This is a genomic window from Flavobacterium haoranii, assembly GCF_009363055.1.
In the GTDB taxonomy this organism is placed as follows: domain Bacteria; phylum Bacteroidota; class Bacteroidia; order Flavobacteriales; family Flavobacteriaceae; genus Flavobacterium; species Flavobacterium haoranii.
Genome location: NZ_CP045292.1, coordinates 659633 through 683041 on the forward strand (window position 1 = coordinate 659633; position 23409 = coordinate 683041).

The 23409-nt window shown below is 30.7% G+C and carries 26 protein-coding genes, 1 other RNA gene and 1 pseudogene; 11 read left to right on the forward strand and 17 right to left on the reverse strand.

The window, feature by feature from the left end; translation table 11 throughout:
• Positions 1 to 3: 3 nt before the first annotated feature.
• From GCU34_RS03280 to panB, 4 genes are read right to left on the reverse strand one after another with little or no spacing between them, the layout of a single operon-like run.
• Positions 4 to 786 carry a hypothetical protein gene (locus GCU34_RS03280; protein ID WP_072785955.1) on the reverse strand — a complete coding sequence of 261 codons (783 nt, stop codon included), beginning with the start codon at positions 784 to 786 and terminating at the stop codon, positions 4 to 6.
• Between the two features lie 10 nt (positions 787 to 796).
• Complete coding sequence (locus tag GCU34_RS03285; RefSeq protein ID WP_072785957.1) at positions 797 to 1489, reverse strand: RluA family pseudouridine synthase; 693 nt, start codon at positions 1487 to 1489, stop codon at positions 797 to 799.
• A 22-nt stretch (positions 1490 to 1511) separates the two neighbouring features.
• Positions 1512 to 1865, reverse strand: a complete 354-nt coding sequence (locus tag GCU34_RS03290) for a four helix bundle protein (protein WP_072785959.1) — start codon at positions 1863 to 1865, stop codon at positions 1512 to 1514.
• Between the two features lie 49 nt (positions 1866 to 1914).
• The gene (panB, locus tag GCU34_RS03295) at positions 1915 to 2733 is read right to left on the reverse strand and encodes a 3-methyl-2-oxobutanoate hydroxymethyltransferase (RefSeq protein WP_072785961.1); all 819 of its coding nucleotides are present in this window, start codon (positions 2731 to 2733) and stop codon (positions 1915 to 1917) included.
• 104 nt (positions 2734 to 2837) lie between these two features.
• On the opposite strand from panB, the gene nhaD reads away from it, so the two are divergent.
• From nhaD to GCU34_RS03310, 3 genes are all read left to right on the forward strand, one after another.
• Complete coding sequence (gene nhaD, locus GCU34_RS03300) at positions 2838 to 4121, forward strand: sodium:proton antiporter NhaD (protein WP_072785963.1); 1284 nt, start codon at positions 2838 to 2840, stop codon at positions 4119 to 4121.
• A gap of 9 nt (positions 4122 to 4130) precedes the next feature.
• Entirely contained in the window at positions 4131 to 4577 is a 447-nt protein-coding gene (locus tag GCU34_RS03305) for a Cif family virulence factor (protein ID WP_072785964.1), read from the forward strand.
• 62 nt (positions 4578 to 4639) lie between these two features.
• A complete protein-coding gene (locus GCU34_RS03310; RefSeq protein ID WP_072785966.1) occupies positions 4640 to 5206 on the forward strand; it encodes a hypothetical protein in 567 nt (188 codons plus the stop codon).
• 7 nt (positions 5207 to 5213) lie between these two features.
• On the opposite strand, the gene GCU34_RS03315 is transcribed toward GCU34_RS03310, so the two are convergent.
• The 5 genes from GCU34_RS03315 to GCU34_RS03335 form a co-directional block, all read right to left on the reverse strand.
• On the reverse strand, positions 5214 to 5576 hold the full coding sequence (locus GCU34_RS03315; RefSeq protein WP_072785968.1) for a ribosomal maturation YjgA family protein: 363 nt from the start codon (positions 5574 to 5576) through the stop codon (positions 5214 to 5216).
• On the reverse strand, positions 5576 to 6991 hold the full coding sequence (locus GCU34_RS03320) for an L-serine ammonia-lyase (protein WP_178138368.1): 1416 nt from the start codon (positions 6989 to 6991) through the stop codon (positions 5576 to 5578). The genes GCU34_RS03315 and GCU34_RS03320 overlap by 1 nt, the downstream gene beginning before the upstream one ends.
• A 111-nt stretch (positions 6992 to 7102) precedes the next feature.
• Positions 7103 to 8113 carry a DUF6056 family protein gene (locus GCU34_RS03325; protein WP_072785971.1) on the reverse strand — a complete coding sequence of 337 codons (1011 nt, stop codon included), beginning with the start codon at positions 8111 to 8113 and terminating at the stop codon, positions 7103 to 7105.
• A 22-nt stretch (positions 8114 to 8135) separates the two neighbouring features.
• Positions 8136 to 8414 (reverse strand): hypothetical protein, encoded by a 279-nt coding sequence (locus GCU34_RS03330; RefSeq protein ID WP_072785973.1) that lies wholly within the window; start codon positions 8412 to 8414, stop codon positions 8136 to 8138.
• A gap of 14 nt (positions 8415 to 8428) precedes the next feature.
• A complete protein-coding gene (locus GCU34_RS03335; protein WP_072785975.1) occupies positions 8429 to 9718 on the reverse strand; it encodes a DEAD/DEAH box helicase in 1290 nt (429 codons plus the stop codon).
• Positions 9719 to 9937: 219 nt separating this feature from the next.
• Between GCU34_RS03335 and dnaK the strand changes: the two genes are divergently transcribed.
• From dnaK to GCU34_RS03355, 4 genes are all read left to right on the forward strand, one after another.
• A complete protein-coding gene (dnaK, locus tag GCU34_RS03340) occupies positions 9938 to 11827 on the forward strand; it encodes a molecular chaperone DnaK (protein ID WP_072785977.1) in 1890 nt (629 codons plus the stop codon).
• Positions 11828 to 11933: 106 nt separating this feature from the next.
• A complete protein-coding gene (locus GCU34_RS03345; RefSeq protein ID WP_072785979.1) occupies positions 11934 to 12563 on the forward strand; it encodes a hypothetical protein in 630 nt (209 codons plus the stop codon).
• A 91-nt stretch (positions 12564 to 12654) separates the two neighbouring features.
• Positions 12655 to 13608 carry an NAD(P)H-dependent flavin oxidoreductase gene (locus tag GCU34_RS03350; RefSeq protein WP_072785981.1) on the forward strand — a complete coding sequence of 318 codons (954 nt, stop codon included), beginning with the start codon at positions 12655 to 12657 and terminating at the stop codon, positions 13606 to 13608.
• A 6-nt stretch (positions 13609 to 13614) separates the two neighbouring features.
• Positions 13615 to 14037: a hypothetical protein gene (locus GCU34_RS03355; protein ID WP_072785982.1), complete on the forward strand. Its 423-nt coding sequence runs from the start codon at positions 13615 to 13617 to the stop codon at positions 14035 to 14037.
• A gap of 28 nt (positions 14038 to 14065) precedes the next feature.
• On the opposite strand, the gene GCU34_RS03360 is transcribed toward GCU34_RS03355, so the two are convergent.
• The gene (locus GCU34_RS03360) at positions 14066 to 15133 is read right to left on the reverse strand and encodes a glutaminyl-peptide cyclotransferase (RefSeq protein ID WP_072785984.1); all 1068 of its coding nucleotides are present in this window, start codon (positions 15131 to 15133) and stop codon (positions 14066 to 14068) included.
• Positions 15134 to 15221: 88 nt separating this feature from the next.
• Between GCU34_RS03360 and ffs the strand changes: the two genes are divergently transcribed.
• The 3 genes from ffs (at position 15222) to fsa (ending at position 16944) form a co-directional block, all read left to right on the forward strand.
• An RNA gene (ffs, locus tag GCU34_RS03365) (signal recognition particle sRNA small type) lies at positions 15222 to 15320 on the forward strand.
• A 62-nt stretch (positions 15321 to 15382) separates the two neighbouring features.
• Complete coding sequence (locus tag GCU34_RS03370; protein ID WP_072785986.1) at positions 15383 to 16186, forward strand: SDR family oxidoreductase; 804 nt, start codon at positions 15383 to 15385, stop codon at positions 16184 to 16186.
• A gap of 101 nt (positions 16187 to 16287) precedes the next feature.
• Positions 16288 to 16944, forward strand: a complete 657-nt coding sequence (fsa, locus tag GCU34_RS03375; protein WP_072785988.1) for a fructose-6-phosphate aldolase — start codon at positions 16288 to 16290, stop codon at positions 16942 to 16944.
• Positions 16945 to 17013: 69 nt separating this feature from the next.
• On the opposite strand, the gene GCU34_RS13800 is transcribed toward fsa, so the two are convergent.
• Both GCU34_RS13800 and GCU34_RS13805 read right to left on the reverse strand, forming a co-directional pair.
• Positions 17014 to 17547 carry a TlpA family protein disulfide reductase gene (locus GCU34_RS13800; protein WP_227658723.1) on the reverse strand — a complete coding sequence of 178 codons (534 nt, stop codon included), beginning with the start codon at positions 17545 to 17547 and terminating at the stop codon, positions 17014 to 17016.
• A gap of 443 nt (positions 17548 to 17990) precedes the next feature.
• The gene (locus tag GCU34_RS13805; protein ID WP_227658724.1) at positions 17991 to 18419 is read right to left on the reverse strand and encodes a hypothetical protein; all 429 of its coding nucleotides are present in this window, start codon (positions 18417 to 18419) and stop codon (positions 17991 to 17993) included.
• Positions 18420 to 18575: 156 nt separating this feature from the next.
• Between GCU34_RS13805 and GCU34_RS03385 the strand changes: the two genes are divergently transcribed.
• Positions 18576 to 20195: an ABC-F family ATP-binding cassette domain-containing protein gene (locus GCU34_RS03385; RefSeq protein WP_072785992.1), complete on the forward strand. Its 1620-nt coding sequence runs from the start codon at positions 18576 to 18578 to the stop codon at positions 20193 to 20195.
• 33 nt (positions 20196 to 20228) lie between these two features.
• Here the strand turns inward: GCU34_RS03385 and GCU34_RS03390 are convergent, their stop codons facing one another.
• The 5 genes and pseudogenes from GCU34_RS03390 to GCU34_RS03410 form a co-directional block, all read right to left on the reverse strand.
• Entirely contained in the window at positions 20229 to 20630 is a 402-nt protein-coding gene (locus GCU34_RS03390) for an OsmC family protein (protein WP_072785994.1), read from the reverse strand.
• Positions 20631 to 20636: 6 nt separating this feature from the next.
• Positions 20637 to 21167, reverse strand: coding sequence for an NADPH-dependent FMN reductase (locus GCU34_RS03395; protein WP_072785996.1), 531 nt, complete (start codon positions 21165 to 21167; stop codon positions 20637 to 20639).
• Positions 21168 to 21175: 8 nt separating this feature from the next.
• A pseudogene (locus tag GCU34_RS03400) lies at positions 21176 to 22074 on the reverse strand (pirin family protein).
• A 12-nt stretch (positions 22075 to 22086) separates the two neighbouring features.
• The gene (locus GCU34_RS03405) at positions 22087 to 22404 is read right to left on the reverse strand and encodes a GNAT family N-acetyltransferase (RefSeq protein ID WP_072785999.1); all 318 of its coding nucleotides are present in this window, start codon (positions 22402 to 22404) and stop codon (positions 22087 to 22089) included.
• A gap of 25 nt (positions 22405 to 22429) precedes the next feature.
• Positions 22430 to 23302 (reverse strand): pirin family protein, encoded by an 873-nt coding sequence (locus tag GCU34_RS03410; protein ID WP_072786000.1) that lies wholly within the window; start codon positions 23300 to 23302, stop codon positions 22430 to 22432.
• Between the last annotated feature and the right edge of the window lie 107 nt (positions 23303 to 23409).

Here is a 23409-nt window from a genome sequence, read left to right on the forward strand (position 1 = left end):
GTTTTATTCTAAACCTATTTCTTCGATTTCAGATTTATCTTCAAATCCAATTGCTTGCTCGTAAATAGTGTAATGCATGCTGTATAAATAAGGAAAAGTAAAAAATATTCCGATACACAAAGTAATAAAACCTAAAAAGCAACCAATAACTGCAATAATTAAAGCTAATATTATATATAACGGTTGTTTTAAGAATAATGATATACTTTTTGAAATGGCGCTGCTAAAATTTTGTTCTCCGTAAATAATTAAAGGAATTACAAAAATTGTAAATAAAGCTACAACACCACTAAATACTGAAGTTAATAAACTAAGTGCTATGTTTTGTGGGTTTAATAATGAGATGGCACTAACAACAGAATTAGTAAAACCAATGATTAAATAAGCGGTAAAAATATCTCTGAAATAAATGCTTTTAAAAAACTCAAAAACATTGCTTACATTGATTTCTTTATTGTTTCGTGCTAAATGATTAAGGTTAATAAATCCGGCTGTTAAAGGAGCCATTATTGCACTAAAAATTGTAGTTAAAACTACATTTCCAATAACATAAGACGGTTTAGATGCGTTTAACCCTAATTGCGTTATGGAATCTACAAAATTTCCAAAACCAAAAATTATTCCAAATAAAGTAGCGTAACAAATGACAATTGCAACTCCAATAATCATGAAAGCTAAACCTCCAATTAAGAATGTTTTTTTAAAATATTCGAAGCTTTCTTCTATTAATTTACCTAAATCTAAAGTGTAACCTTTTTGTAATTTTTGATCGACAATTTTTCTCATAGTTATAATTTTAGTTTATTGATTTCCAGATAACATCATTTGGTGTTGGTGCCACAAAGGTTAAAGTTTCTTTTGTTGTAGGATGAGTAATAATTAATTTACGTGCATGTAAATGAATTCCTCCATCGGGATTACTTCTGTCGAAACCATATTTTAAATCTCCTTTAATTGGACAGCCAATGGCAGCTAACTGACAACGTATTTGATGATGTCTTCCAGTATGTAAATCGATTTCTAAAGCAAAATAGTTATTTAATTTTTGAATAATAGAATAACTTAAACTTGCTTTTTTACTATCTTTTACTTCTTTTGAATGTGCTTTTGAAGTATTGTTTTTAGGGTTTCGTGTAAGAAAATGAATTAAAGTATCTACATCTTTAGGCGGTTGATTTTTTACTATCGCCCAATATGTTTTTTGAGTTTCTCTATTTTTAAAAGTTTCATTTAATCTAGTTAATGCTTTTGATGTTCTGGCAAAAACTACAATTCCCGATGTTGGTCGGTCTAATCTATGAACAACACCTAAAAATACTTCTCCGGGTTTATTATATTTTTCTTTAATGTATTCTTTTACAATATCAGATAGAGGTTTATCTCCTGTTTTATCACCTTGAACAATATCACCAACACGTTTATTAACCACAATAATATGGTTATCTTCATGTAGTACTTGTAAGTTGTCTTTGTTAGAAAGTATTTTCATTTGGATTTTAGACTTTCAGATTTCAGATTTTTAGAATTGATTTGAATCGAACAATCATTTTAATAATTTCGTTTAATTCAACTAGTAAATCTTCGATATTATTTGAAGAAATAAATTTTAAATCTAAAGAAATTAATAGCTGTGTTTCGATTTCATAACAGGAACCAATAGCTATTTCTAAAAATCGTCCAAATTCTTTATTTGAATTTCTTGATGAACCTTCAGCAATATTAGATGGGATCGAAACAGAAGCTCTTCTTAATTGATTGGTTAAACCGAATTTTTCTGATTCAGGAAATTGAGTAGTAATGTCATAAATTGAAGAACAAAATAGACGACTCCTTTTCCAAATTTCCAATTCTTTAAAATTATGCATAAATGTTCAATGTCTTTAATCTAACATTCTAATTATCTAGATATCTTGATTAATATTGTTCATTATCGTTAGGGAAATCTTGAGATTTCACATCATCCACATATTGACCAATAGCATTACTCATGTCTTCATATAAATTCATATAACGACGTAAAAAGCGCGGATGAAACTCATGTGTCATACCAATCATATCATGAACTACTAAAACTTGTCCGTCAACACCATTACCAGCACCAATTCCAATTACTGGAATACTGATACTTTCAGCAACTCTTTTAGCTAGTTTAGCAGGTATTTTTTCTAAAACAACTGAAAAACAACCCACTTTTTCAAGCATTTTAGCATCTTCAATAAGTTTTTCAGCTTCTGCATCTTCTTTTGCACGCACAGTGTAGGTACCAAATTTATAAATAGATTGCGGTGTTAATCCTAAATGACCCATTACAGGAATTCCAGCATGTAATATTCTTTTAATACTTTCTTTAATTTCACTTCCTCCTTCAAGTTTTACTGCATGTCCGCCACTTTCTTTCATTATTCTAATAGCAGAACGTAGTGCTTCTTTAGGGTCAGATTGATAAGTTCCGAAAGGCAAATCGACAACAACTAAAGCTCTTTCTGCAGCTCTTACAACTGAAGCAGCATGATAAATCATTTGGTCTAAAGTGATAGGTAGAGTTGTTTCATGACCAGCCATTACGTTACTTGCAGAATCACCTACTAAAATTACATCTACACCAGCAGCGTCTACAATCTTTGCCATAGTGTAATCGTAAGCAGTTAACATGGAGATTTTTTCTCCATTTTCTTTCATTTCTATTAATGTTTTAGTGGTAATTCTTTTATAATCTTTTTTAGCTACTGACATTTCTTAAAATATTTAGAAACACAAATTTATAAAAGATTAATTCTTTTAAGGAAAAATGAAGAAGTAATTTGTTTTTGTTTTAAATTTACTTAAAACTTTCCCCGATGATACCAATACTTTTAGCAATAGCTATATTAGGTTATTGCGCAGTAATTTTAGAATCTCCTCTTAAGATAAACAAAACTATTTCGGCTTTATTAACTGGATCTTTGTGTTGGATTACAATTGCCATTTTTCAAAATGATCAGCATGAAATAGCTACTAAACTGGTTGAGTATTTTGGTGAAATTTCGGGTTTACTGATTTTTTTACTTGGTGCAATGACTATAGTAGAACTAATTGATTTGCATAAAGGTTTTACGGTAATTACTAGTAGAATTAGAACAAAATCAGTTTATAAATTATTATGGATTGTAGGTTTGGTAACTTTCTTTATGTCGGCGTTGTTAGATAATTTAGCAACAGCTATTATCATGGTAACATTACTTAGAAAGTTAATGCCAAAAAGTAATATTAGAATGATTTTAGCTGGAGTAGTGGTTATAGCTGCAAATGCAGGTGGAGCTTTTAGTCCAATTGGTGACGTTACAACAACATTACTTTGGATTGGTGGACAAGTTAGCGCTTCAAATATTGTTTTTAAATTATTTATTCCGGCTTTAGTTACGATTCTAGTTCCTATTGTAATTGCGAGTTTAAGAATGAAAGGTTTTGCCGTTTTACGAGTACAAATGTCTATGGCTCAGGTAAAAATAGAAGAGAAAATGCGTGGTAGTGTTAGTATATTTATTGCGGGTGTTTTAGGTTTACTTTTGGTACCAATTATAAAATCGCTTACAGGAATGCCGCCTTTTATTGGGGTTTTAGTATCGTTAAGTTTAGTTTCATTAGTATCCATTATTTATCACAGAAACAAGACGCAAGAAGAAAAAGAAAAATATTCAGTTACTTATGCCTTAACTAAGGTTGATGTAAGTTCCATTTTATATTTTATGGGAATATTGTTAATGGTTTTTGCATTACAAGAAGTTCATATACTTTCCAAATTAGCCTTATTTTTAGAACAACATTTACCAAACAATAACTCAATGGTAATTGCAATTGGCGTTTTATCATCTATTGTAGATAACGGAAGTTTAGTTGCAGCTACTCAAGGAATGTTTTCACTTAGCGAATTCCCTATGGATAATCAATTATGGGAATTTATAGCTTTATGCGCTGGTACGGGAGGAAGTATGTTAATCATTGGTTCAGCAGCTGGTATTGCTATAATGGACAAAGAAAAAATTACATTTTGTTGGTATTTAAAAAATATTACGCCACTAGCAGTTGCAGGTTATATTGCTGGAATTGTAACATTTTTACTGATACAGTTACTAATTAAATAAAAATCGATTATGCAAAAAGTTATTGTTTTTATCGCTGTTTTAGTTTCGAACTTAATTTTAAGTCAAAATTCTGAACCAAAACAAGTTGTAGATGATTTTTTCTTTGGTTTCCATTCTAAAGATTCAATTGCACTACAAAAAGTTTGTCATGCTAATATGGTACTTCAAACAGTAACAAACGCAAATGAAAATTCAAGACTAAAAACAGAAGTAGTTTCAGAATTTTATAAATCAATTGCTTCAATTCCAGCAGAAGTTAAAGTACTTGAAAAAATAATTGATTACAAAGTTCAAATAGATGGAAATATGGCACATGTTTGGACTCCCTATGAGTTTTATGTAAATGATAAATTAAGTCACATTGGTGTCAACTCTTTTACAATGGTTTTGGAACCAAATGGCGAATGGAAAATTGTTCATATTATAGATACAAGAAGAAAAAAGATTACTAAGTAAAGCAACCTTTTTACATAAAAAGAATCTTAGAGGTAGAATTATTAAATTTTAAAATTAAAAGAATGAAGTTAAAAATTACACTTTTGGTTTCTTGTTTTTTTCTATTTCAATCGTGTTCCAAAGAAGAAAATACGTGGTTACTCGCCTCAAATTCGGTGTTAGTATTAAAAGTAGATTATACAACAAACACATTTGAAGGAGGAAAAGAATTGATATTTCAACTTGCTTCTCAGGAAATGACAATAAGTAAAGTTTATACTCCGCCGAGTGATTTTGGCAACCTGACTTTAATTTATAATGAATTAAACGAAGTGGTTTTTGATGGAACAATTGTTTGGAATGGTTTAGGTCAAATTAATTATCCACAAAATTTTTTATCGGCAAACCAATTTGATTATGTAGAAACAACCGATTATATTGTACCATCTGCAGGATTTGAAAACGTTTTTAATTCTAATAATACAGTCTATGATTATAATGTGATGTGGTCATCAGTTCAGGGTTTGGTAAAAGTTAGAGAATATTTAGCAGAAAATCCTGATGCTACAGTTAAAGTATTTTTATATACTCCAAGTGTTGGTGTGGGTAATCCAGAAGAATGGGATTGGATTATTTTAATGAAAAATTAACATTAACCTAGAATTTAGTATCAATAAAATAAGCGCAACTAATTCCAAGAGTATAACAAACTAAATCGGACCATAGGAAACCTTCACCCAAAATATAATGGCCTAAAGTAGTTCTTCGAATAGTGGTTAACCATTCCCATTGGATAGTTTGTGATATTTCGATAGTAAAACAAAATAAGAGACTGAAAAGCAATGTCCATTTGGGCGAAGCCAAAAATAGAGCTTTCAAGCCAAAATAAGTCATTACAGCATATAAAATGTCACCTACAAAAAGAGGAATACCTTCAATTTTTCTAGAAAGAATACCCAAGGCAATAATTAGAAGCGTTATACCAAAATAATAAATTCTATCCTTATTTCTACGAAACATTAACAATCGGTCAAGTTTACACCAACAGCTAATCCACCTTCTGAAGTTTCTTTATATTTAGAATTCATATCTTTTGCAGTTTCCCACATAGTGTTTACAACTTTGTCTAAAGGTACTTTTGCATTTTTAGCATCTGTTTCTAAAGCTAATTCCGCGGCATTAATTGCTTTAATAGCACCCATAGTATTTCGCTCAATACACGGTACTTGAACTAAGCCACCAATTGGGTCACAAGTTAAGCCTAAATGATGTTCCATTGCAATTTCAGCAGCCATTAAAACCTGTTCTGGAGTTCCACCCATTACTTCGCATAATGCAGCGGCAGCCATGGCACTAGAAACACCAATTTCTGCTTGGCATCCACCCATTGCAGCTGAAATTGTAGCTCCTTTTTTGAAAATAGAACCAATTTCGCCAGCAACCATTAGGAATTTTTTTATTTGTTTTTCATTGGCTTCATGATTTTCAATTACCATATAATACATTAAAACCGCAGGAATAACACCAGCACTTCCATTTGTAGGAGCAGTAACAACTCTACCGAGAGAAGCATTAACTTCGTTAACTGATAAAGCAAAACAAGATACCCATTTTAATATTTGACGGAACTTAACTTCTGTTTGACGAATAATTTGTAACCAAGAATAGGGATTGTCATAAGGTAAAACGCCAATTAAGTTCTTATGCATGTCATAAGCTCGTCGTCTTACATTTAGTCCGCCAGGTAAAATTCCTTCTGTGTGGCAACCAATGTACATACATTCTAACATGGTGTCCCAAATGCGCATTAATTCGCTGTGAACAAATTCTTCAGAACGCATCGAACATTCATTGGCAAAAACTATTTCAGAAATACTTTTATTTTCTTGCTCGCAATAAGTTAAAAGTTCACTTGCTTTATCTATTGGATAAGGAAATGCACATTTTATCTCTTCATTTCTATTATTTTCGTCTTCAGTAACTACAAATCCACCACCAATTGAGTAATATGTGAGTGAATAAGAATCGTTTTCAAAAAAAGCGGTGAAAGTTAGTCCATTTGCATGAAATGGAAGAAAATTTCTATTGAAAATAATGTCAGTTTCTGGATTAAAAGGAATAATGATTTCGTTGCCCAAGAAAATTTCGTGTTTATTCTTGATAGCAGAAATAATTACATCTATACTTTCTACAGGAATATATTCGGGATCAGCGCCACTTAAACCTAGCATTACAGCTAAATCGGTAGCGTGACCTTTACCTGTAAGAGAAAGTGAACCATACAAATCGACTTGTATTCTGTTGATGAGGTCTATGCTTTTTTCTTTTCTTAATTCTTTTAAAAAACGTTCAGCAGCACGCCATGGGCCTAAAGTGTGTGAACTAGATGGGCCAACCCCAATTTTAAGCATATCAAATACAGAAATACACTCCATAATTTAGTCAAAAATAGTTTTCGATGCAAAGATAGTCAAATGGAAAATATATAAAATAAAGTATAGATTTTTAACAAAAATATATTTATTGTAATGTAGTCTTAAAAAAAATTATTTTTCTATTAAAATTTCTTTACAATTAAAATGTTTTCGTATTTCAGATAAAACCCAGTCATTTTGATCTTTAATTTCTCTAAAACGGAATAAAGTTGGCATTTCATTTTTGTCAATTAGCTTTATAGTGACAGTTTTTTCTGTTGCCTCTTTTAGAACAGTTGCTCTATAGAACAGTTTATTTTTTAATTGAAAACCAAGTATAAAGTTATAGCTATAGAAAACCATTAAAATTAGAACAAAACTTAAGTGTTTTATTACATTACGATTATTAAAAATTTCAATGTTTGAATCACTTAATATTTTAAAAAAATATAAGATAAAAAAGAAAACAAAATATATTGAAGTCCTTACTGATGCTAAACTAGGTATTAATATAAAAGGAATTATTGTACTTATCGCTACGATTAAATAGATGTTTTGCTGTAATAGTGTAATAAATTGTTTTTTGTTCTTAGGAAGAAAAAAGTATTGCTTTAAATTAATGTTTTTATTAAAAAATGCTATTACAATTAGTAATGTTAGGAATAGAAAGATAGAATGCTTTAAGTATTGAAAAGTTACCAATGCTAAATTTTTGAACAATGTAATACCATTGATGTTATCGATTAAATTGCTATCAATCTCATTGACTCTTAGTTTGTTTCCAGGTGCAAAATTTAAAAACAATAAACCTGATAATAAGATAATGAATAGTAATGTGTTAATAAATAAGCCTTCTTTACTAAATGATTTTATAATTAAAAAAAAGAGTAAAGCTAAAATTAGGTTTTGAGTTGTTAAAGCTGTTAAAACCGAAATTAAGACCAAGAAAATTAAATTCTGTTTGCTTTTATTTTTAATACTAAATAAATAAAGCCATAATGTTCCAATAAATAAATTAAAAGTATAAACTCCTCCAGTAGCCCAAAAAACGGTTTGAGATAAATGCTTACTTGAAGAAAACCAAAAAGCAAGAATTACAAATAGATAGAATAATAATTTATGCGACTTTTCTTTAAAAAACATTAAGTTTTCGTTCTCTAAAATTTTAACTAGTAGAAAACCACTTGCTAAAAATAAACAAGTCCAAATTAAGGTTATTAATAGGTAAATAATTTAATAAATAACCTTGTATAAAACTAGCAGGCGTTAAATAACGCCCATCCCAAGTTAAATAGCCATTAAGACATCTTTTGAAAACTCCAAATTCTTTTAATTCGTTTAAAATAGCATAGTCATCTGCCCAATAAAAAGAATTGAGATTTAATAAAATTACAATTACGAATAGTAAAATGTATAGAAAATTAATTGATGCTATGCGAAACATAAATTAGTAAAGATTTAGTACCAACGTTTTTTGTTTTTCTTTGAACTATCCGACTTTCTTGAATTAGAATTTTTAGAACTTGAATTCTTAGATTGCGATTTGTTTTTATTTCTAAAATCCTTTTTGGGAGCATTCTCGTTTGAACTTGAATTTTGAGACTGATTATCTTTCCAAGGAAACGGATGATTGCTAACTTCTTTAATTTTAGCTTGTGTTAATTTTAAAATATCTTGCCAATATGTTTTCTCATCTTTTCCGCAAAAAGAAATCGATTTACCATCGTTTTGTGCTCTACCAGTTCTTCCAATTCGGTGAATATACGTTTCAGGAACATTAGGCAAATCATAATTGATAACTATTGGCAACTGCTCAATATCAATACCACGCGCTGCAATATCGGTAGCAATTAAAAATTTGACGTTTTTGTTTTTAAATTGTTCCAAAGCTTTTATACGAGCCGATTGCGATTTGTCACCATGAATGGCAACTGCGGTTATATTTTGTTTCGCCAATGATTTCACAACATTGTCAGCGCCATGTTTGGTACGAACAAAAACAATAGCTTGTTCAATATTATCTTCGGTAATAATATGAGCCAACAATTTTTTCTTATCTTCCTTTTCCACAAAATAAACCGATTGTTTAATGTTGCTTGAAGTACTCGTAACCGGATCAACAATAACGTATTTCGGGTTTTTTAAGAAGGAATCAGCTAACACACGAATTTCAAATGGCATAGTAGCTGAAAATAAAAGTGTTTGTCTGTTTTCGGGAGCTAATTTGGCAATTTTTTTCACATCATTAATAAAGCCCATATCTAGCATTAAATCGGCTTCGTCAAGCACTAAATGATGCATTTGATCTAAACTGATAAATCCTTGTTTATATAAATCAAGAAAACGTCCCGGTGTAGTAATTACAATATCAACACCTTCTTTTAAAGCATCAACTTGTGGATTTTGGTTTACTCCACCATATAAAACTAATGTTCTTGTGTTTAAATATTTACCATATTCGTCAAAATTTTCTTGAATTTGCATTGCTAATTCGCGAGTAGGTGTTACAACTACCGAACGAATAAACTTTCTTTTTTTAGCAGAACCTACAATAGGATGAATAATATCTAAAATAGGAATAGCAAATGCCGCAGTTTTACCAGTACCAGTTTGAGCACAGCCCACAATATCATTTCCTTTTAAAATTTCAGGAATGGCTTGTTGCTGAATTTCAGTAGGAGTTTCATATCCTTTTTCTTTAATAGCTTCTAATATACTTCTATGTAAGGCTAAATCTGTAAACTGCATAGTACTTTTTTGGCAAAGATAAGGTTTATTAAGTCATAAATTACTATCAATTTTGACATTAATGTGTCATGTTGTCATATTTTAAAAGTCAAATTATGACAAAAAAAAGCAAAATGTATGTTTTTTTCTCTTGGCACAATCCTTGACTAATAGAAAGCGTGCTTAGCACAGTTCACTCGTAGAGGAGCTATCAAAAAGAATCAAAAAGGAGAAAATATTATGAGTAAAATTATTGGAATCGACTTAGGAACAACCAACTCATGTGTAGCAGTTATGGAAGGTGGGGAACCAGTAGTAATTGCCAATGCAGAGGGAAGAAGAACAACACCATCAGTAATTGCATTTGTTGAAGGTGGAGAAATTAAAGTAGGAGATGCAGCAAAAAGACAAGCTGTAACAAACCCTACTAAGACTATTGCATCTATTAAACGTTTTATGGGTAACAAATACTCAGAAAGTGCAAAAGAAGCATCTACTGTAGCGTACAAAGTAGTGAAAGGAGATAACGACACGCCACGTGTAGATATCGACGGACGTTTATATACGCCACAAGAATTATCAGCAATGACACTTCAAAAAATGAAGAAAACAGCTGAAGATTATTTAGGAACAACAGTAACTCAAGCTGTTATTACTGTTCCAGCATATTTTAATGATGCGCAACGTCAAGCAACTAAAGAAGCTGGACAAATTGCAGGTTTAGAAGTTATGCGTATTATTAATGAGCCTACTGCTGCTGCATTAGCGTATGGTTTAGATAAAGCTGGACAAGACAAAAAAATTGCAGTATACGATTTAGGTGGTGGTACATTTGATATCTCTATCTTAGAATTAGGAGACGGAGTTTTCGAAGTATTATCAACTAATGGTGATACACATTTAGGTGGTGATGATTTTGACCAAGTAATTATCGATTGGTTAGCAAATGAATTCAATGCTGCTGAAGGAGTAGATTTACGTAAAGACCCAATGGCTTTGCAACGTTTAAAAGAAGCTGCTGAAAAAGCGAAAATTGAATTATCATCTTCATCTCAAACGGAGATTAATTTACCTTACGTTACAGCTACTGCATCAGGACCAAAACACTTAGTGCAAACATTAACAAGAGCTAAATTTGAGCAATTAGCACACGATTTAGTAAAACGTTCAATGGATCCTGTTGCTAAAGCATTAAAAGATGCTGGTTTATCAACATCAGATATCGATGAGGTAATCTTAGTAGGTGGTTCTACACGTATTCCTGTTATTCAAGAAGAAGTAGAAAAATTCTTTGGTAAAAAACCTTCAAAAGGTGTTAACCCAGATGAGGTTGTGGCAATTGGTGCTGCTATCCAAGGTGGTGTATTAACTGGAGATGTAAAAGACGTATTATTATTAGATGTTACACCACTTTCATTAGGTATTGAAACTATGGGTGGCGTAATGACCAAATTAATTGAAGCGAATACTACAATTCCTACTAAGAAATCGCAAGTATTCTCTACAGCTGCAGATAATCAACCATCGGTAGAAATTCACGTGTTACAAGGTGAAAGACCTATGGCAACGGATAATAAGACTATTGGACGTTTCCATTTAGACGGAATTCCACCTGCACAAAGAGGTGTACCTCAAATTGAAGTAACATTCGATATTGATGCAAATGGTATTATCAAAGTTTCTGCTACTGATAAAGGAACAGGAAAATCACACGATATTCGTATTGAAGCTTCTTCGGGATTAACGCCAGAAGAAATCGAAAAAATGAAGAAAGAAGCTGAAATGAATGCTGATGCTGATAAAAAAGCGAAAGAAAAAGTGGATAAATTAAATGAAGCTGACAGCATGATTTTCCAAACTGAAAAACAATTAAATGAGTTTGGTGATAAATTATCTGAAGGAAACAAAACAGCATTAAACGGAGCTTTAGAAGAATTGAAAAAAGCTTATGAAACTAAAGATGTTGATACCATTCAACCAGCTTTAGATAAAATCAATGAAGCTTGGAAAAATGCTTCAGAAGAAATGTACAAAGCACAAGCTGAAGGTGGTGCTCAACAAGCAGAACCTCAAGGAAATGCTAATTCTGGAGATCAAACTCAGGATGTAGATTTCGAAGAAGTAAAATAAGTTTTAGAATAATTAGTTACATAAAAAAAACCGAATCATCACGATTCGGTTTTTTTGTTTTATGAATTAAAAAAATGAGTATATTGAAACACCAAAAAATATATTCATGAAAAAAATTCTTATGGTAACGTTCTTATCGTTACTAGCTCTAAATGCTAATGCTCAAAAGAAAAAAACTACTAAAACAACAAAGCCAAAAAATGAAATTTTAGCTAAAGTTGATCATTTATCTGCTGAAATTGTTCCTGTAGGGAAAGGAAAAAAGTTATTAGTATTTGTAAAAAATGAAACTTCTACAGACACTCTAGTTGTTAAAGTAACTGAAGATGCTAATTTAAAACCAACAGATTTTGTTCTAAAATCATTTACGGCTTCAGGTTCAAAGCTTTATTTACTTTCTTGGAAAGAACAAGTCACAACTGAAACTAAATTAAAAAAAGAAGTAGCAGATATAACTGAAAATCAAATTTGGAATCCAACGACAAAAACGTTGCTTTTAGGTAATACACAAAAATCAATTTATATAAAAGAAACGGTATTTTTAGACAATAATAAATCTGCCTCACACGAAGTAGAAAAGAAGAGAGGAGAAGGTTATGAATTTGTTTTAAATACTGATGGTTCAGTAGCTCTTAAAACAAAAACTCAAGACAATAATTATAAATATAATAGTGCTACAGATAAATTTGAAGCTCAAAAACCAACTGTAAAAACTGCAACTAAAAAGAAAAAATAATTTAAGATCCGAGAAATCGGATTTTTTTATGCTTGCAAAAAATTATATGCATGCATAATAAATTTTAGTATATTTGAATAAAATTGAAATTATGTCAAAATCATCTTTACAAGAATTATTGCAAATAAAACATCCCATTTTAATGGCGCCCATGTTTTTAGTATCTAATACCAAAATGGTTATTGAAGGCATGAAACATGGAATTGCAGGATGTATTCCAGCTTTAAACTATAGAACTTTAGAAGAGCTACAAGTTGCTATAAATGAATTAAAAGCTGCAAAAGTTGACGGTGGAAGTTTTGGTTTTAATTTAATTGTGAATAAATCGAACGTAAAATATAAAGAACAGCTTCGTATGTTGTGCGATGCACAAGTAGATTTTATTGTTACTTCATTAGGAAGTCCAGAAGAAACTATAAAAGAAGCACATAAGGCTGGAGTTAAAGTGTTGTGTGATGTGACCGATTTAGCTTATGCTAAAAAAGTGGAAAGTTTAGGAGCCGATGCTATTATTGCCGTTAATAATCAGGCAGGAGGTCATCGTGGAGATATAGATCCAGAGTCTTTAATTAAACTATTAAATGAAAATACGAGTATTCCAGTAATTTCGGCTGGCGGTGTTTCCACTAAAGCTGATGTAGATAAAATGTTAAGTTATGGAGCTATTGGTGTTTCTGTTGGAAGTCCATTTATTGCATCTATTGAATCTGGAGTTTCTCAAGAATATAAGCAAGCTTGTGTAGATTATGGTGCTAAAGATATAGTGATGACAGAACGTATTTCGGGAACTCCTTGTACTGTTATTAATACGCCTTATGTTCAAAAAGTGGGAACCAAACAACCTTGGATCGAACGCATTTTAAACAAGAACAAAAAACTTAAAAAGTGGGTTAAAATGTTCCGTTTTTATATTGGAATGAAAGCAACGGAAAAAGCGGCTACAGAAGTTACGTATAAAACGGTTTGGGTTGCTGGACCAAGTATCGAAAATACTAAAGAAATTTTACCAATAAAAAAGATTATTGAAAAGTTAACATCTAATTAATAAATCATGAAATTTAAATGGTATAAAATGCTAATTTTTCCATTTATTATATTTGTTTATGTGTTACTTCATTTTATTATTCCAACAGAAAATGAGAATGAAAAAAATAAAATAAAATACATTAATGAGAGAAATTTCATAGAAAAGAAAATAGTTGGTAAATGGAATTTTGACACACATCAATCAGTTTATAATAATAGATTTCATTTGTTTAGTGCAGATGGAAGTTATACATATCACGGTTCCGATAATAGTAAAATTTATTCTGGAAATTGGTATGTAAATGTTAATGACTCTATATTGTATATCAAAAGAAAAGATACCATAAATAATTCTATTTATAAGTTGAAGAAAATAGAATCAAATATGTTAGTGCTTGAAAAGAAAGGAAAATATGTTGAATTTATGAATTGGACACGTTATAAATAAAAATCCGACCATTTGGTCGGATTTTTTGTTATTCTTCAATTACAATTTCAAATGTTTTATCCCAATTTTTACCAGTAACAAAAATAGTTTTGGTTTTAGGATTATAAGCAATACCATTCAAAACATCAATATCAGGATGCTGCGTAACTTTACTTCTTAAATCGCTTAAATTGATAATACTTTCAACTTCTCCTTTGGTATTAATAATAGCAATAGCATCTCTACCGTAAACGTTAGCCCAAATTTTACCATCAATCCATTCTAATTCATTTAAAGCTTCAATTTTTGCATGCTGAGTATAAACATTAATATAATCTACTTCTTTTAAAGTTTCTGGATCAAGAACATATATTTTTTCAGAACCTTCACTCATGTAAAGTTTAGAACCGTCGTTTGTTAATCCCCAACCTTGCATGTCTTTAAAATATTTGAAGGTTTTTAATTTTTCAAATGTTTCAACATCATATACATAGCCTTCATTATTTTGCCAAGTAAGTTGGTACAATTTATTATTTAAAATAGTAATACCTTCGCCAAAATATTGTTGTGCGAGTATGTGCTTTTTAAGTATTTTACCAGTTTTATAGTCTGTTTTTCTAATACTAGAAGTATCTCTAACACCGGTTCCTGAGCCTGCTCCGTTTCCAGTTCCTTCAAATAAAATATCGTTGTGAAACTCAAAACCTTGTGTATAAGCATGAATATCATGAGGATAGGTGTTGATGATTTTGTACTTTAACAATTTTGGTTCAATACTAGAAGCAATAGTTAAATTTGTTTCAACTTCAGCATCACCATCAGTTGTATAAATTTTAGCTTTTACCTTTTTAGGACCTAATTTTTCATTAGTAAAATCGTAATGTAACTTATCTAATGATTTACCAATTCTATTTTCATTTATATAGTAAACTATCGAATCAATAGTAACATTTTTAAGATTTTTTACAGATAAATCTAAACCTTCATTTGTAGTATATACTTGTTTTAAGTTAGAAGTATCTATAGAAAAACTATCGTTTAAATTTTTTTTATCGCCATCACAAGCATTAGTAATAATAGCTAAAGTTATGAATGCTAGTAATTTAGGGTTAAGCATAATATTTTTTATTTACTAGTACAATATACAACGAATTTTTAAAGTTACAATTGCCTTGCAAAAATATAAAAAGATTGTATATTTGCACCGGCAAGTCCTACACGACCAGCTCCTGCAGAATCCCCCAGGGTGGGAACGCAGCAAGGGTAAGCGGTTGTAGCGGTGCGATGTAGGTCGCTTGCCATTTTTTGTTAGCCCACTAAGGGCTTTTTTTATGCCTTTTTGTTACCTTCGCAAATAAACTTTTATATGAGTAAAGTAGTTTTTATAACAGGAGCTTCATCTGGAATTGGAAAAGCAATAGGAGAATTTTTATTAGTTAAAGGCTTTAAAGTTTATGGTACTAGTAGAAATCCTGAAAATGTAAAACAATCAAGTATCGAATTAGTTGCTCTAGATGTAAGAAATGTAGCAAGTATTCAAACTGCAATTCAAACTGTTTTAGATAAAGAAGGAAAAATTGATGTTTTAGTTAATAATGCAGGAGTTGGCATTACAGGTCCTTTAGAAGAAATTCCATTAGAAGAAATCAAAAATAATTTCGAAACCAATTTATTTGGACCAATCGAAGTAATGAAAGCTGTTTTACCTTCTATGCGCCAACAAAAAGTAGGTTTAATAATTAATATTACTTCAATTGCTGGTTATATGGGGTTACCTTTTAGAAGTGTTTATTCGGCTTCTAAAGGAGCATTAGAATTAATTACTGAAGGAATTCGTATGGAAGTAAAACCATTTGGAATTCATATTGTAAATGTGGCACCTGGAGATTTTGCTACTAATATTGCTGCGGGTCGTTATCATGCGCCATTAGTTAAAGGTTCGGCTTATGAAAAAACTTATGGAACCACTCTTGAAATGATGAATGAACATGTTGATGCTGGTAGTAATCCAAATCAAATGGCTGAAGCAATTTTTAAAGTAATAGAGTCTCAAAACCCAAAAGTACATTATAAAGTTGGAGCTTTTATGCAAAAATTCTCAATTGTTTTAAAGAGAATTTTACCCGACACGGTTTATGAAAAACTATTGATGAATCATTATAAGTTATAAGAAAATTGAGAAAAGAGAATAGAAAATAGAATATCTATAATTGAATTTGATTTCTTACTTTTGCACTCATAAAACAACACAAAAAATAAACTAGTATTTGTATGAAATTTTTTATTGACACAGCTAATTTAGAGCAAATTAAAGAAGCACAAGCTTTAGGAGTATTAGATGGAGTAACAACAAATCCGTCTTTAATGGCTAAAGAAGGTATTACAGGTAAAAATAATATCTTAAAACACTATGTAGATATTTGTAATATTGTTGATGGTGATGTAAGTGCAGAAGTTATTGCTACTGATTATGAAGGAATGATTAAAGAAGGTGAGGAGTTAGCAGAATTACACGAACAAATTGTGGTTAAAATTCCTATGACTAAAGAAGGAATTAAAGCTTGTAAATATTTCTCTGATAAAGGAATTAGAACTAATGTTACTTTAGTTTTTTCTTCAGGTCAAGCTTTGTTGGCTGCTAAAGCTGGAGCAACTTATGTTTCTCCATTCTTAGGAAGATTAGATGATATTTCAACTGATGGTTTAAATTTAATCGAGGAAATTCGTTTAATTTATGATAACTATGCTTTTAATACTCAAATTTTAGCAGCTTCAGTTCGTCATACAATGCACGTAGTTAACTGTGCTAAAATTGGTGCAGATGTAATGACTGGACCTTTATCATCAATTTTAGGATTATTAAAACATCCTTTAACTGATAGTGGTTTAGCTCAATTCTTAGCAGATTACGCTAAAGGAAATCAATAATTAAATACAACATATAAAAAAAGGGATGTCAAAGACATCCCTTTTTTATTTATCTTTTTTCTGAAAATGTTATTTCAAATCTTTTTCAAAGTTAACGTCAAACAAATTAACAAATGCATTTTTAATAGTTCCATCAGGATTTAAAATGATAGTTCTATGTAATTTTGTGATAACCCATTTGTGTTTAATGTCTGAAAAATTCGTAGATCTCAATTCTTTTATATTTCCAAAATTGTAATCTTTTAAAGCTCTTTTCCAGTTTTCACTAGCATCGTTAATATTAATACCTACAAAGTTTACATTAGGATATTTTTCTTTGTATAATTTTGCTTTTTTGTGTACGCCTTCTAAATGAGATTCAGCATATGAACTCCAAAAGAAAATAACGGTAAGTTTATTATCTGTTATAGATTGTAAATCTACTTTTTCTGAATTTTTATCAACGATTTCAACTTCTGGAAGTTTGTTACCAACTTTCAAATTTTGAACAGCGTCATAAATACTTTTAACTTCTTTTTGTTGTTCTTTATCAGTAGATAATTCTAAATAACGATCAATAAATTTCTTATTATTAAACATATTTTGCTCTTCAAGTAAATACATGTAAGCAACGTTGTTTAAAACTATATTTTTAATAATTGGATTAGAAATTAAAGAATCGGTTAAATTTAATTTGTAAATACTATTTTCTAATGATAACTCATCAATTTTGTAATGATTTTTTACAAAAGATTTGTTATTCAGAAGTGATGTTACATATTTAATAAATGGTGAAAAATTGGCTAAATTTTCGTTGTTAAAGTTTAACGAAGTTCTGTAACTGTAAAAATTATTTGGTAATTCTTTATAAACTTCTTCACCTGTTTTATATTGATGAACAAACGGATATAATTCTTTTTTATAATAATAGTTTAAATCTACACCTGATTTTGCTACAGCATCAAAATCTTCACTCCAACCAATTTCGGCTCTTCTTTTTAAATAATCGGCTGTTCTAGATCTATAATCAGATTCAATTGTAGAATTAAATGTTTTAAAATCTTTATCTAATATTTCAAAAAGTTGATTTTCTCTTTTTCGTTTTTAAGAAATTGGTCAATCAAAAAATTATTTTTTTCGTCTCCACGACCGCAAAATGCTAACGAATTATCAAAATCATTAGTATTTAAACGAATCATTATACTATCGTTTTTATCAAAAAAGATATATTGATATTCGGGTGCGTGTTGAAAAGTATATAAGCCAGGAGCTAGCGAATCAAATTTGTGTAAAAATCTATTATTTTCATCAAGTTTAATCGTATCAATTACAACTCCATTTTTTAAAAATAAGATTTCTTTGCTTTGAGGATTAATTATTTCTCCACCAAAATATGCCTCATAACCATCGGGTTCAAAAACTTTTTCACAAGAAGTTAATGAAAAAAACGACAGAGCATAAACTGGCAAAAAATTAAGTAGGTAATTTTTAAGCATGTAATAGATTTGAATTTCTTAAAACAAATGTATTGGTTAATATTTAAAGGGCTTGTTAATAGACAGTTAAAATAAACCTATAATAATTCTAAATAATAGCTTCAAAACTGCACTATTTTTTCTACTTTTGCAACAATTTTAATAAAAAAAACTAAAATGCTTACAGTTTCTAATTTATCCGTACAGTTTGGAAAGAGAGTTTTGTTTGATGAAGTAAATGTTACTTTTACTCAAGGCAATTGTTATGGGATTATAGGTGCTAATGGTGCTGGAAAATCTACATTTTTAAAGATTTTATCTGGAGATTTTGAAGCAACTTCTGGTCAAGTAATTCTAGAGCCGGGAAAACGTATGTCGGTTTTAAATCAGAATCACAACTTATTTGATGAACATACAGTTTTAGAAACTGTAATGATGGGAAATAAAGTATTACATAAGATTAAAGCAGAAATGGATGCTTTATACCTTGATTATACTGATGAAAATGCTGATAGAATAGGGGAATTACAAATTCAGTTTGATGAAATGAACGGTTGGAATGCAGAAAGTGATGCCGCAACATTATTATCAAACTTAGGAATTGGTGAGGAGTTTCATTATACTTTGATGGGTGAAATGGATGGTAAACTTAAAGTGCGTGTGTTATTAGCACAAGCTTTGTTTGGAAATCCAGATGTTTTAATTATGGATGAGCCAACTAACGACCTAGATTTTGAAACAATCGGGTGGTTAGAAAATTTCTTAGCAAACTACGAAAATACTGTATTGGTAGTATCTCACGACCGTCACTTTTTAGATGCAGTTTGTACGCACATTTCTGATATTGACTTTGGAAAAATTACACATTTCTCGGGTAACTATACTTTCTGGTACGAATCTTCGCAATTAGCTGCGCGTCAAAAAGCACAACAAAATAAGAAAGCTGAAGAGAAAAAAGCTGAATTAGAAGAGTTTATCCGTCGTTTTAGTGCGAACGTAGCAAAGTCAAAACAAGCTACTTCTCGTAAAAAGATGTTAGAAAAATTAAAAGTTGATGATATTAAGCCTTCAAGCAGAAGATATCCAGCTATTATTTTTGAACAAGAACGTGAAGCGGGTGACCAAATTTTAAATATTCAAGATTTGAGTGCTTCAATTGATGGTGAAGTTCTATTCAAAAATGTTGATTTAAATTTAGCAAAAGGAGATAAAGTTGTAGTTTTCTCAAAAGATTCGAGAGCAACAACAGCTTTTTATCAAATTTTAAATGATAAAATGAAACCCGATTCAGGAAAATTCGATTGGGGTGTAACTACTACACAATCTTATTTACCAGTTGATAACCATGAATTTTTTGAATCTAAAGATTTAAACTTAGTAGATTGGTTACGTCAGTGGGCAAAAACTGAAGAAGAAAGAGAAGAAGTAAATATTAGAGGCTTTTTAGGAAAAATGATTTTTTCTGGAGAAGAAGCTTTAAAGAAATGTAACGTTTTATCTGGAGGTGAAAAAGTGCGTTGTATGACATCGCGTATGATGATGATGAGAGCGAATGTTTTAATGTTAGATGAGCCTACAAACCACTTAGACTTAGAGTCTATTACTGCTTTCAATAACTCATTAAAAAACTTTAAAGGAACTGTTTTATTTACAACACATGACCACGAGTTTGCGCAAACTGTTGGTAATCGTATTTTAGAATTAACACCAAATGGAGCTATCGATAGATACATGACATTTGATGAATATTTAGATGATCCTAAAGTAAAAGAACTTCGTAAATCGATGTATGCATAATAACAAAAACTCCCGCAATTAGCGGGAGTTTTTTTATAAATCAATTTTTGTATTGATATTAATTTCGCCTGTTAGGGCTTTGTGAACCGGACAAGCTTCTGCAATTTGATGCAATCTTTTAAGTTGCTCATCTGTTAAATTATGATTTTTGAAACTTATGCTTCTATTTATATTAGTAGTTTTCGTTTCGCGAATATTGTCTAAGTGAATTTCTACAATAATTTTTTCAGCAGTCCAATTTTTTCGATCCATGTACATTTTTAATGTTGCTAAAGTACAGGCCGATAAAGCACTTGCTAACAATTCCATAGGATTAAACCCTTTGTCTTTTCCACCTAAATCTAAAGGCTCGTCAGCAATTATAGTATGATTTCCAGCTGAAATTTCGGTATAATAATTTTCTTGTTTAATTACGGCTTTTACGGTTGCTTCCATAAGGTTTTATTGAACTTGTTGTTTAAAATGGGCTATTTTATCGTTTAATTCTTTTAATAAATCAGGATTGATAACACCATTTTCTAAATCAAAATTTTCGTAGAATTTTGGTAACGAAAAACTGTCAATGATTATAGCTCCCCAATCTGGAAAATTTTTTTGAGCTATAGCCATTGAATTTCCACCACCAAAACCGCCTGGCGATGTACTCATTAAAAACATCTTTTTATCTTGAAAAACTTTTGAATTAATTCTAGAACACCAATCAAATATGTTCTTAAAAGCCACTGTAAAATTTCTATTGTGTTCTGCCATTGAGCAAATAATAACATCGCTGGCTTCAATTTCTGCTAAAAATTGATGTGCTTGCTCAGGAAATCCTTTTTTTTCTGTGTCAACAGAGAAAATAGGCATTTCAAAATCATTTAAATCCAATAGATTGATTTCATCTTCTGGGAACGATTTTAAAACAAATTTTACTAATTCACGATTTATTGATGTGGAAGAACTACTTCCTGCAAAAGCTAGTATTTTCATATATAATTTTATTTTTTACTAAATGGATTTATAGGTAACGGAACATATTCTTCTTCATCTCCTGGAACAAGAGGAAAAGCTTCGTGATTTTGGTTTTGCCAATTTTCTTTCGCTTGTTCAATAATTTCTTTATCAGAATTTACAAAGTTCCAATAGATGAAATGTTCTTCGTCAAAAGGTGTTCCTCCAAAAAGGTAAACTTTTGTGTTTTTACTCATGCTAAATTGGCAAAGTTTCGAGTTTTTGGCAACCAATAATTGCTTGGTTCCATAATCATTCCCTTCAAGAGAAACATTTCCTTCTAAAACATACATGGCTACTTCACCATACAAATTTTCGCCAATGTTTAACGTTACTGCTTCTTCACTTTTTATTTCCAAGAAATATAATTCAGAATGAACATTTACAGGTGACTGTTTACCAAAAGCTTTTCCTGCAATCAATTTAAAATGAGTCGTTCCATTTTGCCAAACTGGAATTTCACTAGCTTCTACATGTTGAAAAGTAGGTTCGCTTTGTTCTAAATGTTTCGGTAAAGCCACCCAAATTTGCAACCCATGAAGTTTTTTATCGGTTTGTCGTAAATACTCTGGAGTTCGTTCCGAATGTACTACGCCTTTTCCGGCAGTCATCCAATTTACAGCTCCCGGAGTAATTTCAACTGCACTTCCTAAACTATCGCGATGAAATATAGAACCTTCTAATAAATAAGTCAATGTAGAAAGTCCAATGTGTGGATGTGGAGCCACATCTAAATTTTGATAATCTTTCAAATCGGCTGGTCCCATGTGGTCAATAAAAACAAACGGACCTACGTTTCTTTTTCACGAAAAGGCAATAATCGCCCTACTAGGAAATTTCCAATGTCTGCTGCTTTTTCTTCTAAAATTAATCCAATATTTGACATTTCTAGTTGTATTTAAAGTTGGTCATAACCATTAAAGTGTTCATCAACAATTGTTTTCCATTCCGGATGTTTTTTGATATAAGCAAACACAAACGGACAATAAGGTAATACTTTTTTACCAGATTCTTTAATGTAAACTAAAGTTTTTTCGACTACAGCAGAAGCTGCTCCTGTTCCCGCAAGTTCAGTGGGAGATTCAGTATGAATCAAAGCAATATGATTTTCAGTTTCTTTATAATCAATAAAAGCAATGAAATTGTTTACTTCTAGTTCAAAGCGTTTCTGGTCTTGGTTTTTATGAAGAATAATGTTTTCAAATTCAGGTTTCATAGTTTTGTCATTTTAAATGGTTCGATTAATCTTCTAGAAAGCCAAATTTTCCTTGGTTAAAGTCTTTAAACGCTTGAATTATTTCTTCACGAGTGTTCATTACAAAAGGACCATGAGCAGCAATTGGTTCATTTAAGGGTTCTCCACTTAATACTAAAACAATTGCTTCTTCAGTTGCTTCAATTGTAAAAAATTCGCCTTCATTTTCAAATAAAACAAAATGGTCAGTAGCAAGATTATTATCGTTAACTTTTACATTTCCTTCAATAACAATTAAACAAGTATTGTAATGTGAAGGAAAATTAAATGTTGCTTTTCCATCTTTATGAAGCTTTGCATTCATCATATTTACAGGACTAAAAGTAGTAGCTGGACCTGTATTTCCATTATAATCACCAGCTATTATTTCAACAAAGCCATTTTCACCCAAATTTACTTTTGTCATTTGGTCATTTTTAATCGCTTGATATTTTGGTGTACTCATTTTGTCTTTTGCCGGAAGATTTACCCACAATTGTACCATTTGAAAAACACCACCTTCTTTTGCCCATTCGGTTTCGTGGAATTCTTTGTGTAAAACGCCGCTAGCAGCAGTCATCCACTGTACATCTCCTTGACCTATAATTCCGCCACCACCAGCGCTATCATGATGTTCTACTTTTCCGTTATAAGCAATAGTTACGGTTTCAAAACCACGATGCGGATGAACACCAACTCCTCGGGGAATATCTGTTGGCGAAAAAAAGTGCTTAGAATTATAATCGAGCATGATAAAAGGATCCATTCGTTCCATATCTAAGTGATATGCGCTTGGAATGAAGTTGTGTACTCTAAAGCCATCGCCTACAAAATGAGGAGCAGGTGGAGCCAATACTAACTCTATATTTTTTGTTTTCATAGTTTAATCTTTAAATGTCTATTACAAATTTACTACTTGTTTAAAGGATTAGAGTTAATGTAGGACAAGAAATAAAATCGATTATAGATTTATAATAATTCCTTTAA